This window comes from Corynebacterium sp. HMSC074E01 (assembly GCF_001808885.1).
GTDB lineage: Bacteria > Actinomycetota > Actinomycetes > Mycobacteriales > Mycobacteriaceae > Corynebacterium.
In genome coordinates this window covers 118666-132493 of the sequence record NZ_KV794846.1, presented here as the reverse complement: position 1 = coordinate 132493, position 13828 = coordinate 118666, and the positions used below count along the sequence as shown (strand labels likewise).

Here is a 13828-nt window from a genome sequence, read left to right as displayed (position 1 = left end):
CTATGAAAAAGTTTCCACTCCTCGCTGCAACCGCAGCGCTGTTCATCACCACACTGACCGTACCCGCCGCCAACGCCGAGCTGACCCAGACCGAGCGGGATCAATTCCGCACCGATCCCGTCGGGGCAGTTGCCTGGCAAGCCATCAAGGGCTCCTCGGAGTATGTGCGTGCCGACGGCAACACCATGATGGCCGCCTCCTTCTTCTCCATGACGCAGCCGGGGCAGAGCATCGGCATGCCGACACTCCAGAACTGCGCCGAGCGCGTCGGCTCCTCCTCGCCGGCGGGCGGCGTGCGCTACGTCGCGGCTGCCCTGTGTGCGACCTTCGACCCACAATCCCGCGGTGAGGTCCAGCGTGGCGACTTTGGCTACGGGCCACTGGGCTAAGCCGAACTGTGTTCAGCCGTGCTCTGTCACGTAGTGCATAGCGCCTAAAATCTGGTGGCGTGTGAAGGAGGAATGATGCGCAAACATGTCGTGATCATGGGAGTCTCAAGCTGCGGCAAGTCTACGGTCGGGGAGTTGCTGGCGCAGCACACCGGCCTCCCCTTTCAGGACGGGGATGACATGCACCCGGCGGCGAACATCGAGAAGATGGCCTCGGGGCAGGCGCTTGACGACGATGACCGGAAACCCTGGCTCGAATCCATCGGGCGCTTCCTCGCGGACCAAGAAGATGGAGCCATCGTCGGCTGCTCCGCGCTCAAGCATTCCTACCGTGAACTCATTCGGGCCGCAGCGCCAGATACGGTTTTCGTGCACCTGCACGGCTCTTATGATCTGCTCAAAGAACGCATGAGTAAGCGTTCTGGGCACTTTATGCCTGTATCCCTGCTTGATTCGCAGTTCGAAACGCTGGAGGAACTGCGCCCAGAGGAAGCAGGAGTAGTGCTCGATGTCAGCGCTAGGCCGGAGGAGCTGGCCGCCGCGGCGGCAAAGTACCTTCAGAGCTAGCTAAAGCAGCGCGGCGGCACCGTAGAAGATAAGGACAATGCCGAAGCCAATAGAGGAAATGAGCGCCTGGTTTACAGTCCACGTTCGCAGCGTGGTCGACACATCCATGCCCATGAGCCGGCCGACGAGCCAGAAGCCCGAGTCATTGACGTGGCTACCAAAGACGGAGCCAGCCGCGGTGGCCAGTGTGATGAGGACCAGCTGGATTTCGCTGAAGCCACCAGCTTCGACGGCGGGTGCCATGAGCGCGGCGGCAGTGGTGAGCGCAACGGTGGCTGAGCCTTGTGCCAGGCGCAGGGCTACCGCGATGAGGTAGCAGGCCAAGATAACGGGGACACCGAGGTTGGACATAGAATCCGCGAGCGCATCACCAATGCCGCTGGTACGCAGCACCCCGCCGAACATGCCGCCGGCACCGGTGATGAGGATGACGGAACAAATCGGTCCGAGCGAGGACTCCATGGTTTTCTCAATGACGCTCTTGTCTTCCCCGCGGCGCAACCCCAGCACGGCCATCGCTGCAAGCGCGGTGATGATGAGCGCGATCGGCGTTTGCCCCAGGAAGATGAGGAAGCGCACCCATGTAGCAGAAGGATCGACAACGCCAGCCGTTCCCAGCGTGCTCAACCCGGTATTGCCGAAGATGAGGACCATAGGGATGAGTAGGATACTGATTACTGAAGCCGGGGAGGCGGGGCGATCCGGCAATTCGGCATCGCTGACCAGCGCGCCGGTTATGGCCTCCTCAAGACGGTAGGGGTACTTCTTGCCCAGGTGGAGCCCGAAGCGGTAGCCGGAGAGATACCACGTGGGCAAAGCCACGAGGAGACCGAAGATAAGGATCAGGCCGATGTTCGCGCTGAAGAACTCACCTGCTGCGACGGGGCCTGGGTGAGGTGGCACGAAGACGTGCATGACGGAGAAAGCACCGGCCGCGGGAATGCCATAGGCCAGGACTGGGCCATCCAAGCGCCTGGCAACGGCAAAGATGACCGGCAGCATCACCATGAGGCCTGCGTCGAAGAAGATTGGGAAGCCCATAATGAGGGAAGCCACGCCCAACGCCAGGGGCGCTTTGTTTTCGCCGAAGAGTTTCACGAGGGCGTCGGCAAGCGTTTTGGCGCCACCGGAGGTCTCTGCCAAGCGCCCGATCATGGCGCCCAGGCCCACCAACAAGGCCACGGAACCGAGGGTCGAACCGAAGCCGCTCGTCATGGTGGGAACCACGCCATCCAGCGGGATTCCCGCTGCCAAAGCGGTGAGCGCGGAGACCGTGACAAGGGTGACGAAGGCGTGCACCTTGAAGTGGATGACGAGGATGAGGATGACGGCAATGGCCGCCACCGCAATTCCAAGTAGAGGTCCGGTGCCCAGCGTGGGCTCCCAAGTATCCATGACATTCATGAATGCTGATTTTACGTGTGCGCTGCGTGGTGATCTAGAGCTCACACGCTTCAGTTGTGTGCGGGATCGCCGGTGCTAGTTCACTCCGAGTGCCGGGCCCACCGTGGCCCAACTGATGGCTAGCTCCCGGCGGAACAGCCCCCACGTGTGGCGCCCGGCCGGAAGCTCGTAGTAGTCAAGATCAACGCCAGCGGCGGTGGCTCGCTTGGCGTAAAAGGAACTGCACCAGTAATCCAAGCGTTCGTTGAGGCCCAAGGCTGGGAGTGGTGAGTCCTCAATATCGACGTCAAAGTCTGCTGGGCCACCGCGGGAGACGATGACAAAGGTCTTCCGCCCCTTTTGTTGTTCGAGATTGAGAACCGGCGAATGCTGTGCCCATGCCGGATCCCATGGTGCGCCGAAAGAACGCGCTGGGTCCGTACCGTAGAAAGCCGCGCTTACCCATGCGAAAGACTGCGCAAGGATACCTGTGGTCGAAGGGCAGCCGGAGAAGGAACCAGCCACCTTAAAGCGCGGATCATATGTGGCGAGCTCCAGGGCTGGGCCACCCGAGTTGCTCACGCCCGCGATGCCGTCGCGGCCGTTGCCGTGAAACTCGGCGTCGATAAGCTGCGGGAGCTCCTTGGTCAGGTAGGTAGCCCACTTGTATTTTCCGTGGGTGTCATGGGGCTGCGACCAGTCGGACATCATCGAGCCATAAGCACCGCGGGGTGATACGACATTCACGTGCTTGTCGCGGAAGAACTCGGAAGCTCCTCCACCGTCCCACCACAGTGCGTCCTCGCCTCCACCAGCGCCGCCCAGGAGGTAATAGGTCGGGCGAGGCTGAGTATTGTCTAATCCTCCCGGAGGAAGAATGATGTCGTTGGTGATGACGCGGTCCATGGCCGGTGAATAGGCCTTAAGTTCCCACACGTTGTCTTGGATATGTCGCAGCTCGCGCAGTTGTGCCGGTGCGGTGGTCGCCGGTGGGCGCGTAGCGTCCGGTGCTACCGTCGGGATTCTCAATTGCTGAAGCAACTGCCCCCAGGCAGCGACGATATTGTCGGCAAAGAGTACTGGGGCTAGTGGGCCCAGTGCTATGGGATCGAGGGCACTGGAGTGTTGATCGATGTTGGCGATATCGCTGCTCATCGTATCCGGTGTTTGTGCGTGTGCCGGCTGCGTGTGAGTGGGGGAAAGGACCAGCCCCACAGAAAGAAGGACCGCGAGTGCGGTGCGAGAGAAATGCATTTGTTCACAATAGCCAACTAATTGTGTACCGCGAAATGCCGTCTGCGTTATGAGAGCCTCGTGAAAGAGTCTCTGGGCATAAAGAAACCCCGACCGCGCGTGGCGGTCGGGGTCCTCTCACTCTCTCATTGCCGGATGAAGCACCGGCGGGCTGTGCACTCTCTGCAGTGGGCGAGGGGTGTTGCTTAGAACAGGCCCTCAGCCTTCTTGCCGGTGTCCTTCACGGTGATCTCGCGGGAGTCAACGTTCTGGTCGTTGTCGGTGGACTTGTCACCGTCGAGGCGGGAAATCTGGGTGACCTCGATGTAGTTCTTCAGGCGGCCTTCCTTGGTGTTGCCGTCGCCGAAGTCCAGGTTGGCAACGCGAGCGGACTCGCCAGCGTTAATCGGGTTGGCCAGGGTGACCTCGAAGGAGCGGGTGGAGGTCTTCTCGTCGAAGCCCAGGTCGCGGATGTGCGCGCCGTTGGAGGAACGCGGGGTGATGAGGCGGTCAACGCCCTTCGGGCCCTCGGCGGTCTTGACGTCAACGCGGTACTGAACAGCCGGGAAGTCGCCGTAGTAGCGCTCGGTGCCGACGTTCTCCAGGCGGAGAGCAACGGTGCCAGCGAAACCTGCGTGCTTAGCGCCGGAGGTGGTCAGAACGGGCTTCAGGTCCAGCTTCTGCTTAGCCTCATCGGTCTTGCCGTTCTCGACGTCCTCCTGGACCTTCTTGTCGGCTTCCTCTTCCTTATTGCCCTCAGCCTCGGACACGGCCTTCTCCTCCGGAGCGACCTCGTTGTCCTTGATGACCTCAGCGTCAGCCTCCGGGGACTTCTCCTCCTCAACAACCTTCGGATCGTTGACGTCGGTGGTGTTCTGAGCGTCCTTGTTCGGAGCGTAGGAATCAGCGATGTCGTCGTAGAGCTTGACGCGAACCTCGTTCTTCATCGGCTGCATTGCGGACCAGAAGGTCGGGGTGGACCAGGTGCCGTTCGGCTTGCAGTACTGCTGGGTGCCGGTCATGTTCAGAACGCGGAAGCCGTAGGTGGCCTCACCGGTGTGGTTCGGCGGAACATCGTATGGGCCGATGGACTGGCCAGCCTCCCAGGACAGGGAGTAGGACGCAGAAGCGCCGAGCTTGGTGGCGATCTCGTGGGAGATGCCGAAGGAGCCCTCGGAGTTCTTGCCGGAGCCCTTGCCGCCCGCGTTCATGGAGGTGGTCTCGGTGCGGTCACCGTTGACGGACAGGGTGATGGACTGGGACTTGGACAGGTCCTGCTGCAGCGGGATGTCCTTCTTGGTCTGGTTGGTGGTGGAGATGGTGCCTGCCGGCATGAAGTTATCGGTCACCTTGTAGACCACGGTGCGGTGGTCCTCCCACGGGTTGCACACCGGGCGCGGGTTGAGCACGTTGGCCTTCATGTGGTCGGAGCCGTGGCTGGTGTGGACGATGGGGAGCTTGGCGTTGATGGCCGGGGTCTCCGGGTAGGACTCGGTGTGGGTTGCTGCGGATGCAGCCGGTGCGATGAGGGCGGTGCCTGCAATCGCGAGGCCGGCGATGAGGCCAGCGGTACGACGACGCTTGGTCATGGATGTTCTCCTGGATGAAAAATTATGGGGCAATGTGGTGACGCACCGTGGTGGCGCTGTGTGTGAGCTGTAGTGCCCAGTGCGTGACGTGTTGCAACGATAAGACGCTTTTCAGGATCACGCACCCTTAGAATTGTTTATATTTTTGCCCATTGAAGTAAGTGTTGATTGGGTGACCCTAGGGTGAACGTTTTGCTAAGAAATTTGCGAAGACCTTGGTTTTGTTCGATTAGACCGTATTCTGCGAAAACGTCTCTTTGACCGTTCGTTCACAAACTAAAGAATGACCCCATATAGGGGCGTATAGGGGGTGTTGGGTGGGGTGTCAGTGGGTAATTCTGGCCACCAGGGGGCGGGGGAATGGGCGCGCGGCGACGCGACGCAGGCTTAAAGGTTTCTTATAAAGGCCGGGTTAGTCTTCTTCGATCTCTGGGTCCTCTGAACGTGCCTGTTCGAAGACCTCCGCCGCTGCGCGCAAGTTGATGGTGCCGATGATGAGGCCGACGACGATATCCGGCCATGGACTTGCCCATGCCAGCATGAGCAGGCCAGCGCCAAGGATGAGGATATTGGCGGCGACATCGTTGCGTGCAGCCAACCATGCCCCGCGCGTGAGTGCGCTGCCGTGGCGCAGCTGCAGCAACAGCACTGCGCAGAGCAGATTGATGAGCATGGCGGCCACGGCCGTACCCGATAGCGTGAGTGGTTCAGGGACAGCGCCGTTGATGATCTTCCAAATCGCCATGCCATAGGACGCCACCGCCGGAATCAGGATGAGCCCGGCCAGGCCATAGCTTGCTTTGCGACGCCCCTCCACCGACCAACGCAGCGCTAACAACACGAGCGCATTGATTAGGAAGTCCTCGAGGAAGTCGGCGGCATCAGCGAAGAGTGAGGCCGAGCCAATGATGCAGGCGATGATGAACTCGGCGAAGAATCCGAGGAGGTTCAGCGCGGCTACCCAGGCGACAATGCGCCGGGCGTGAGCGTTCAGTGTGGAGGCGGAGAGATCATGCGACACGGCACCTGAGCCTAGTGGGCTTGGGTGCCGTGTCCCAACTTATTTTTCTTCTGAGCGGTGGTGCATTAGTCGACGATGGTGACGTCGTCCTCGCGGCGGTGCTTCTCGCCAGCGAAGCCACCGAAAGCCGTGATGAGCGCGGTAGTGGCCAAAATGATGATGCCCGGCGTAGAGCTAGGTGTGTCGTTGGAGGCGTTCAATGCGGTAGCGAGGAAAGGCAGCAGTCCCGATACTGCCGAGGCGATATTGGCGGAGATGGCCACCCCGGAATAGCGGACGTTGGCGGGGAAGACCTCTGAGAGCAGGACGCCCGAGACGGAGTAGGTGATGGTGACCAGGGACAGGCCGATGCAGACGGCAAGCGTGAGGAGTACGGCATTGCCGGTATCGATCATCGTCCACAGCGGCCACGCCATGATGGCGGTGGCCAGCGCGCCGTATCCGATAACGCGACCGGGGCCGATCTTTTCGCCGATGCGGCCGAAGATGATGTTGATGAAGATCTGGCACACAGCGCCGAGGAGGGTGGCGTTCACGACGGTCTGGCGGTCGAAGTCCAGCGTGGTTGTGGCGTAGGAGAGGACATAGGTGCTCATGACGAAGAAGCCACCAATGCCGAGGAAGGCCGCTGCGGAAGCAAGGCACAGTTGTGGGAAGTGCTGCGTGAAAAGTTCCTTCAGTGATCCTTGGTGCGCAGCCTCGTCGGCTTCTGCTTCCTCTTCGAGGGCTTTGTAGACAGGAGATTCTTCAGCCTTTGTGCGAATCCACAGTGCTACTCCAAGGAAGGGGAAAGCGATGAGGAAGGGAACACGCCAGCCCCAGGAGTTCACCGCGTCATCATCAAGCATGAGCACAAGCGCGAAGGCGCCGGAGGAGAGCAGTGTGCCGGCGGGGGAGCCGATCTGCACGAAGGCCGCGTAGCGGCCGCGCTTTTCAGCCGGTGCGTGTTCAATGGCCATGGTCGTTGCACCGCCCCATTCGCCGCCAACGGCGACTCCTTGAAGCAGGCGCAGGATGACGAGAGCGATGGGCGCCCAAATGCCAATGCTGTTAAAGGTGGGCAGAAGGCCGATGATTCCGGTGGCCACACCGATGACAACGATGGAGATGATGAGGGCTGGTCGGCGGCCCATCTTATCGCCGATTTGGCCGAAAATGACCGCGCCGAGCGGGCGGGCAAGGAAGCCCACGCCGAAGGTGGCGAAGGAGGCCAGGGTGGCGCCGGTGCCTGACATTCCCGAGAAGAAGAGATCGTTGAAGACGAGCGCGGCGGCGGTGCCGAAGAGGAAGAAGTCATACCATTCAAGGGCAGTGCCGACGAATGCGGAACTGGCGATGCGGAAGACGTCCTTTGACTCGACCTTGATTTCCTCGGCGCCGGATTCGGCCGAAGAGGCCGGCGGTGCATGGGTAGTCATATCGAGGTACTCCTTATGTGAAGTGCATTACCTTTTTATGGGACATTAGGCGCACATCACCCGCGAGTAAATGATCTGGAGGTATTTCTATGCATCGACCCACGACGCAACGGCAACGGTTGTGTCTGTGCACAAGTGCTATCGGTTTGTGCGGTGTAGCGCCAGCAATACTCGCGCGGCGTCCTTTGGGCGAGTGATATCAAGGCCGGTGAGCTCCGTGACTTGTCGAAGGCGGTTGAGCACCGTATTGCGGTGGCAGTGCAGCGCTTCGGCGGAGTCCTTGATGGACCCACAATCCAGGTAGGTGGTGATGGTTCGGTAGAGCGGCGCGTTATTAAGACGTAGCTCGGTGATTGTTTGCGTGAGCTCCGTAATGCCGCTGGCGCTGAAGTCAGCGATAGCATCCCCGGCGACGGCCCAGAGTGCGTCGGGTGCTTCGGTTAAGTGGTCCAGCGGGCCGGTGGCGTCAAAGATGCGCGGCGCTTGCTGCGCCGACGCGCGAACTCCGGCTAGGCCGATGACGTCCTGGAAGAGGACTCCGGGGATCTCTGTTAGTTCTGTGGTTGGGAGTCCGGCGGAATGCTCGCTGGAGCATTGCTCCTTGGGCCAGAAGGCCACAAACATCCCGCGCACACCGTGGCCGAAGGCCTCGCCGGAGGAGATGGGGTCGTCGAGAAGCGCGCGCAACTCCACCGCCGCGGTGGGGTGGGCCACCACAACGTCGAAGCGGCAGTCCTTGTCCACGTTGAGCGCGCGGGTGATTTCCGCAATGCCGAGCGTGCCCAGTGATTCGGCAGCAAAGAGCCGTTCCAAATGTCGGGCGTGGGCGCGGTGCACGTCGTGCTGCCCGCGCGCCTCTTCTAGGCGATAGGCATCACGCACCACCAGGTTGTACATCGTCACAACGGAATGCAGCTGGGTCACGTGGTCGATGAGCACGTCCTGGTCCGCACCGGCGGCCCGGCGTAGATGCTCCCAGAGGACTGTGAAGTCGAGCTGGATGGCGTCGATCAGCGTTGCTAGTTCCACGCCCTGGTGTGCGCGCCGCCGACCCAGGCTCTGCGCGTGGGTGCGCAGCTCTTCCTCATCCATCGCGCCGACCAGCACGTCGGTGATACGCGCAAAAACCTCGAAAGCGGTCAGGCGCAGCTCGTCCTCGCTCACCAGCGAGTCGCCATAGCGCCCCGAGCGAGTAAAGGCCGCGAGGAAATCCTCCACCAGCCGGGGGATGGTGCCATGGACCTCCGTGACGATGTCATGCCAGCGTTTCTCGTGCATATGCACAACGCTACACGGCGACCTTTGGTGAATTGCCCTCAATGTGGAGAAGTGTGTCACTGTTGCGTCTAGCATGTGGGAGCAAACACAGCGCGCGCCGCGTGCAATTTGTCGGAGAAGCATGAGAACTCAGGAGGACGCATGATCACGCGCATCGACAACGCCCACATCCTGACCCAAGATCCCGCGCGGCCGGTCACGGATGCGGTGGCCTTTGCCAACGGCCGCATCCTGGCAGTGGGAGAGGACGCCCGCGCCCTGCCTGCTGAGCAGACATGGGATGCCGGTGGGCGCACGCTCACCCCTGGCTTTAATGATGTGCATTCCCACACCGTGTGGTTCGGCCAGACGCTGTTGGAAGTCGACCTATCCCAGGTCACAACTCCTGATGAGGTCTATTCCGCCTTGCACGAGGCCGAGCCCAACCCCGATGGCTGGGTGGTGGCCGCAGGATTCCGGCCCTCCGGGCTCGATGCCCCGGTGAAGATCGCAGAGCTTGACCGCGTGACCGGCGGTGCTCCGCTGTTGATCAAGCACAACTCCGGCCACGCCTACACGGTCAACACCGCGGCCCTGCGCGCGGCGGGCGTTGACCCCGCCAACCCGCCCGAGGTAGACGGCGGCGAGTTCGTCCGCGATGCCGACGGGCACTGCACCGGGCTGCTCGATGAAAACGCCATGCGCGCCATCCAGGAGGTGACCCTGCCGGAATCCGGGGAGGAAATCGGCCGTGCCTTGGAACTGGCAACGCGCCGCTATCTCGAGCGCGGTCTAACCTCCGTCACGGATGCCGGGGTGGCCGGCGGCTGGATCGGGCACAGCCCGCGCGAGATTGCCGCCTACCAGAACGCCACCCTGCATACCCGCATGCAAGTGATGGTGACTATGGATGTGCTCCACGAGATTCCCGGACACGCCTCCGACGGCCCCGGTTGGGGTCTCGACGGCGGCCTGCGCACCGGATTCGGCGACGAGTGGCTGCAGGTCGGCCCCGTCAAGATCTTCAGCGATGGCTCCCTGCTGGGGACCACCGCCGCGCTGAGCGAGAATTACGCCTGCTGCTCCCATCACGGCTACTTCCAGGGCGACCCAGAACAGATGCGTACCCGCGCGCTGCAGGCAGCGAATTCCGGTTGGTCACTGGCCATCCACGCCATTGGTGATGCGGCGGTGGATTTTGCGATTGAGACGCTGGAGGAGGCCGTCGACAAGCATGGCGCGCCTGCGATGCCGCACCGCATCGAGCACGGCGGCGTGGTGCGGCCCGACCAGATTGAGCGCCTGCGCGGCAAGCCCATCGTGGTGGTGCCGCAGCCGCTGTTCATCCAGGCCTTCGGCGACGCGATGGCGGATGCCCTCGGACCGGAGCGAACCGCGTGGAGCTACCCGGGCAAGCGGCTTCTCGACGCCTCCCTCATCCTCCCCGGCAGCTCCGATCAACCCGTAGCCCCCGGCGTGCCGCTGGAGGTCATGCAGGCATTCGTGGAGCGGCGCACTGCCTCGGGCCGTGACTATGGGCCCAAGGACCGTCTGACCCCAGCTGAAGCTCTCTACGCCTACACCGCAGGTTCGGCCGCGGCGACGGGCTGGGCCGGACGCAAGGGGCAGGTGATGCCGGGGCAGCTGGCGGATTTCGTGCTGCTTTCCCAGGACCCGCTGCAGACTGATGACCTTTCCACCATCGACGTGGCCGCCACCATCGTGGGCGGCGAGCTGCGCTACGGAAGCTTTTAAGGAGTAGTAATGCGAGCAACCACCAACGAACAATTTCTGGCCGATTTCCAGGCCATGTCCGCCAACGGCGCCACTCCGGGGGGCGGCGTGGAACGCCAAGCAGCAAGTGCCGGCGATAACCTCAACCGCGCTTGGTTCCACGAGGTTCTAGAGTCCCTCGGGGCGCGCGTCATCTACGACGAGATTGGGAACCAGTACGGGCTCTTCGAGCTCGCCCCCGGCGCCGAGTACGTGGGCCTGGGCTCGCACCTGGATTCGCAGCCATTGGCCGGCCGCTTCGACGGCGCCTATGGCGTGCTGGCGGCAGCCCATGCGGCCGGGCGCGTGGCGCAGGCCGGGGTCAAGGCGCGCTATAACCTGGCGGTCATCAATTGGTTCAATGAGGAGGGCTCGCGTTTTGCGCCCTCCATGATGGGCAGTTCCGTGTTTGTGGGAACGCTGGCGCTTGACCGCGCCCTCTCCGCCACCGACCTTGCCGGCATCACCGTCGCGCAGGCCCAGGAGGAAGCCGGTTGGGCCCCGCGCGGTGAAGCCCCGAAGCTCGCGGCCTATGCGGAGATCCACGTCGAGCAAGGAAAGGAGCTGGAAGCCGCCGGCAACACGATTGGTCTGGTCACCGCCACGTGGGGCGCGAAGAAATTCCAGGCGGTGGTCTCCGGTGAACAGGGCCATACCGGCTCCACGCTGATGGCCGATAGGAAGGATGCGCTCTTCGGTGCCTCCCTCATCATTGCTTCAGTAGAGCGCCTGACCCACGAATTTGCCGAAGGCCAGTTGCAGGCTTCGGTCTCGCAGCTAACACTGGAGCCGAACTCGCCGGTGACCATCGCCCGCGAGGTGCGCTTCAACGTGGACGTGCGCTCGCCCTCCACTCAGGTGCTGGACAAGGCACAGGCGCGCCTGCAGGAAATTATCACTGAAGCAGAGGAGGAGTCTCGCACCTCAGTCGAGCTATCCCCAACGCACGAGTGGGCGCTCAACCCCTACCCGGCAGCCGGTGTGGCGCTGGCCCGCGAGGTCGTGGAGGAGCTGGGCTACTCGCACCAGGAGATCTACACGGTGGCCGGCCATGATTCGACCAACCTCAAGGAGGTGGTGCCGACGGTCATGCTCTTCGTCCCGTCCGTCGACGGCATCTCACACAACGAAAAGGAGTTCACCACGGAGGAAGACTGCGTGGCTGGACTGGACGTGCTAACGCACGTGGCGCAGCGCCTCGTGGAAAACGGCTGCGGGGAGGGCTAGGTCCCTCGTGCTATGTCCATAGCGCGGCCGACGCGCTAGTCCTCATCGCTCCACGGCACATACCCGAAGGCTTTCAGCGCGGTCTCAAAACCGCGCTTCATCGTGTTCAACTCTTCCTCGCTGAACTCATAGGTGCGCAGGCGCGCCGGGCCGGTGAGGGGCACGTGGAGCAGGAAGTGCCGGCCCTCTTCGGTAATGCTGCACAGGCGGCGGCGCAGGTCCTCTGGATCGTCGTCGATGGAAATGAGATCATCGCGCACCAAGCGCTTGACCGCCTGCCCGATGGTGGCGGGCTGCCATCCCAGCTCCTTGCACAGCTGCAGGATGGGGATGGGGCTCTTCTTATCAATGAGCCGGAGGAGCGAAAGATGGGAACCGGTGATTCCATATTCGCGGCGTGCTTCAGTATCGAATCGCGCGCGGGCGCGTTCGAAGCGGCGGTATTCCGCGATGGTCTCATCGATGAGGTCAAAATCCGTCACGTGCTCAAGCCTAAGAGCTCTGGGATAGTGTCCGCAAATGTTTACAGCGGAATCCCTAACCAAAAGTGGATGGGTCGATGGGGCGTTGCGAGCGGGGGAGTTTTTCTACTACGAGGCGGTAGGAGTCCGTCACGAGTTCGGCCAGAAGTTCCGGGGTCAGCTGGGGATCAGGGTGCACCGACACCCAATGTCGCTTATTCATGTGGTAGCCGGGCGTGATGAAGGAGTGCTCGCTACGCAGCGCCTCGGCATCCAGAGGCTCGGCTTTAAGGATGGCTTGGTGCTTGCCAGTGATTGCGGTGAGGAGAAGGAAAACCAAGCCGTGCACCTTAAACACGTCCCAGTCTGGTCCAAATGGATGCGTCAGCGTGGCGCTGGGGAGCTCCATGGCGCGGGCGGTGGCGCAGGAGTGAAGGTCCAGGACGGCGGAGCCTCTTAAGCTGGAATTCATACGGTCTAGCCTAGGTGAAAAACACCGTTGGGCCCCTTTCCGATTCCTCGGGGTAAGGGGCCCAACGGCGTCTCTATCAAGTCCCTCCAATTATCGGCCAGTGGCCGCCCTCTGGAGGGTGAGGGGTTCTCTCTCTCGCATGCGCTCTCTCAAACGCACAACACTGAGTATGGAGGCTAACGCTGGCACCGCCATGAACTCTTCCTGGCAGTTTTCTGCTAGTCACAATTCCTGCTTATTAAAGCGCGCGGGGCGCTTTTCCAGAAAGGCCATGACGCCTTCCTTGTGCCCAGCAGAATCCATTTGCGCGTACTGCGTGGGCTCTTCCCAGGAAAGCTGTTGCTCTAGCTGGCCCAGGGCCGTGCGGTTGATGGCCTCCTTGGCCTTAGCAAGGGCATCGCGCGGCGCGATATGCAGGCGCTGTACTAACTGCAGGGCGGCGGCCAAGGCCTGGCCTCGGGGTGCACTCTTGGCCACGAGCCTTGCAGCCTCCGCTTCCGCGACGCCGAGCTTGTCTTGCAGCAGCGCTAATGCAAGGGCGCGGTGGCGCCCCACGGAGGCGAGGGCGGTGAGGCTCACGCCGCCGTCGGGGATGAGGCCAATCTTGCCGAAAGGCAGCGTGAAATAGGATTCCCCGCCGGCCACGATGAGGTCGCAGGCGAAGGCTAGCGAGGCACCTGCCCCCGCGGCTGCACCTTCGACCGCAGCGATGACTGGGATCTCTGCGGCCTGGATTTCGGTGACGAGCGCGTTGAGCTGGGGCAGCATGGTCGACTCGGCAGGGTTGGGCGCTTCGCCCGCAGCCTGCGCGGCGGCAGCTGCCTGCGCTGCCGCAACGATGTCCGCGCCGGCGCAAAACGCGGTTTCATCGCCGGTGATGATGAGGGCGCGGATGGCGGGGTCAGAGGAAGCGTCGGCAAGCGCGGCGGAGAGCGCTTCGCAGTGTTCCTTGGCAATAGCGTTGCGCCGAGCGGAGTTGTTGATCTGGGCAATGAGGGCGGAGCCTTCGCGGTGGATGAGGATGGCGTCGGTCATGGA

General features: G+C 62.3%; 13 protein-coding genes. 4 read left to right on the top strand and 9 right to left on the bottom strand.

The features are described from left to right. Positions 1-2 precede the first annotated feature (2 nt). Together HMPREF2537_RS05940 and HMPREF2537_RS05935 are read left to right on the top strand one after the other, a co-directional pair. The gene (locus tag HMPREF2537_RS05940; protein WP_070526402.1) at positions 3-389 is read left to right on the top strand and encodes a hypothetical protein; all 387 of its coding nucleotides are present in this window, start codon (positions 3-5) and stop codon (positions 387-389) included. Between the two features lie 75 nt (positions 390-464). Then, positions 465-956, top strand: coding sequence for a gluconokinase (locus tag HMPREF2537_RS05935; RefSeq protein WP_371326355.1), 492 nt, complete (start codon positions 465-467; stop codon positions 954-956). Here HMPREF2537_RS05935 and HMPREF2537_RS05930 read toward each other — a convergent pair whose 3' ends face one another. The 6 genes from HMPREF2537_RS05930 to HMPREF2537_RS05905 all read right to left on the bottom strand — a co-directional run bounded on the left by HMPREF2537_RS05930 (position 957) and on the right by HMPREF2537_RS05905 (position 8878). After that, positions 957-2351, bottom strand: a complete 1395-nt coding sequence (locus HMPREF2537_RS05930; protein ID WP_070526477.1) for a GntP family permease — start codon at positions 2349-2351, stop codon at positions 957-959. It lies immediately after the preceding gene. 84 nt (positions 2352-2435) lie between these two features. Beyond that, entirely contained in the window at positions 2436-3593 is a 1158-nt protein-coding gene (locus tag HMPREF2537_RS05925) for an alpha/beta hydrolase (RefSeq protein ID WP_070526396.1), read from the bottom strand. Positions 3594-3778: 185 nt separating this feature from the next. Further along, positions 3779-5161 (bottom strand): hypothetical protein, encoded by a 1383-nt coding sequence (locus HMPREF2537_RS05920; protein ID WP_070526393.1) that lies wholly within the window; start codon positions 5159-5161, stop codon positions 3779-3781. Positions 5162-5573: 412 nt separating this feature from the next. Next, the gene (locus HMPREF2537_RS05915) at positions 5574-6182 is read right to left on the bottom strand and encodes a cation efflux transmembrane domain-containing protein (protein WP_070526390.1); all 609 of its coding nucleotides are present in this window, start codon (positions 6180-6182) and stop codon (positions 5574-5576) included. A gap of 65 nt (positions 6183-6247) precedes the next feature. Next, entirely contained in the window at positions 6248-7600 is a 1353-nt protein-coding gene (locus tag HMPREF2537_RS05910; RefSeq protein WP_070526386.1) for an MFS transporter, read from the bottom strand. Positions 7601-7738: 138 nt separating this feature from the next. After that, positions 7739-8878, bottom strand: a complete 1140-nt coding sequence (locus HMPREF2537_RS05905) for a helix-turn-helix domain-containing protein (RefSeq protein ID WP_070526383.1) — start codon at positions 8876-8878, stop codon at positions 7739-7741. Between the two features lie 141 nt (positions 8879-9019). Between HMPREF2537_RS05905 and HMPREF2537_RS05900 the strand changes: the two genes are divergently transcribed. Together HMPREF2537_RS05900 and HMPREF2537_RS05895 are read left to right on the top strand one after the other, a co-directional pair. Next, positions 9020-10612 carry an amidohydrolase gene (locus HMPREF2537_RS05900; protein WP_070526379.1) on the top strand — a complete coding sequence of 531 codons (1593 nt, stop codon included), beginning with the start codon at positions 9020-9022 and terminating at the stop codon, positions 10610-10612. Positions 10613-10621: 9 nt separating this feature from the next. Continuing rightward, positions 10622-11857 carry a M20 family metallo-hydrolase gene (locus HMPREF2537_RS05895; protein WP_070526376.1) on the top strand — a complete coding sequence of 412 codons (1236 nt, stop codon included), beginning with the start codon at positions 10622-10624 and terminating at the stop codon, positions 11855-11857. A 35-nt stretch (positions 11858-11892) separates the two neighbouring features. On the opposite strand, the gene HMPREF2537_RS05890 is transcribed toward HMPREF2537_RS05895, so the two are convergent. From HMPREF2537_RS05890 to HMPREF2537_RS05880, 3 genes are all read right to left on the bottom strand, one after another. Then, positions 11893-12339, bottom strand: a complete 447-nt coding sequence (locus HMPREF2537_RS05890) for a MarR family winged helix-turn-helix transcriptional regulator (protein ID WP_070526373.1) — start codon at positions 12337-12339, stop codon at positions 11893-11895. A gap of 55 nt (positions 12340-12394) precedes the next feature. Then, on the bottom strand, positions 12395-12790 hold the full coding sequence (locus HMPREF2537_RS05885; RefSeq protein WP_070526370.1) for an MmcQ/YjbR family DNA-binding protein: 396 nt from the start codon (positions 12788-12790) through the stop codon (positions 12395-12397). Positions 12791-13012: 222 nt separating this feature from the next. Then, positions 13013-13825, bottom strand: coding sequence for an enoyl-CoA hydratase-related protein (locus HMPREF2537_RS05880; protein WP_010189256.1), 813 nt, complete (start codon positions 13823-13825; stop codon positions 13013-13015). Positions 13826-13828 lie beyond the last annotated feature (3 nt).

What these genes read in the sequence shown, in the direction of transcription:
- HMPREF2537_RS05930 (WP_070526477.1), bottom strand. Translation starts at nt 2,351, where the DNA reads ATGGATACTTGGGAGCCCACGCTGGGCACCGGACCTCTACTTGGAATT.
- HMPREF2537_RS05885 (WP_070526370.1), bottom strand. Translation starts at nt 12,790, where the DNA reads ATGAATTCCAGCTTAAGAGGCTCCGCCGTCCTGGACCTTCACTCCTGC.
- HMPREF2537_RS05895 (WP_070526376.1), top strand. Translation starts at nt 10,622, where the DNA reads ATGCGAGCAACCACCAACGAACAATTTCTGGCCGATTTCCAGGCCATG.
- HMPREF2537_RS05940 (WP_070526402.1), top strand. Translation starts at nt 3, where the DNA reads ATGAAAAAGTTTCCACTCCTCGCTGCAACCGCAGCGCTGTTCATCACC.
- HMPREF2537_RS05905 (WP_070526383.1), bottom strand. Translation starts at nt 8,878, where the DNA reads ATGCACGAGAAACGCTGGCATGACATCGTCACGGAGGTCCATGGCACC.
- HMPREF2537_RS05880 (WP_010189256.1), bottom strand. Translation starts at nt 13,825, where the DNA reads ATGACCGACGCCATCCTCATCCACCGCGAAGGCTCCGCCCTCATTGCC.
- HMPREF2537_RS05910 (WP_070526386.1), bottom strand. Translation starts at nt 7,600, where the DNA reads ATGACTACCCATGCACCGCCGGCCTCTTCGGCCGAATCCGGCGCCGAG.
- HMPREF2537_RS05920 (WP_070526393.1), bottom strand. Translation starts at nt 5,161, where the DNA reads ATGACCAAGCGTCGTCGTACCGCTGGCCTCATCGCCGGCCTCGCGATT.
- HMPREF2537_RS05935 (WP_371326355.1), top strand. Translation starts at nt 465, where the DNA reads ATGCGCAAACATGTCGTGATCATGGGAGTCTCAAGCTGCGGCAAGTCT.
- HMPREF2537_RS05925 (WP_070526396.1), bottom strand. Translation starts at nt 3,593, where the DNA reads ATGCATTTCTCTCGCACCGCACTCGCGGTCCTTCTTTCTGTGGGGCTG.
- HMPREF2537_RS05900 (WP_070526379.1), top strand. Translation starts at nt 9,020, where the DNA reads ATGATCACGCGCATCGACAACGCCCACATCCTGACCCAAGATCCCGCG.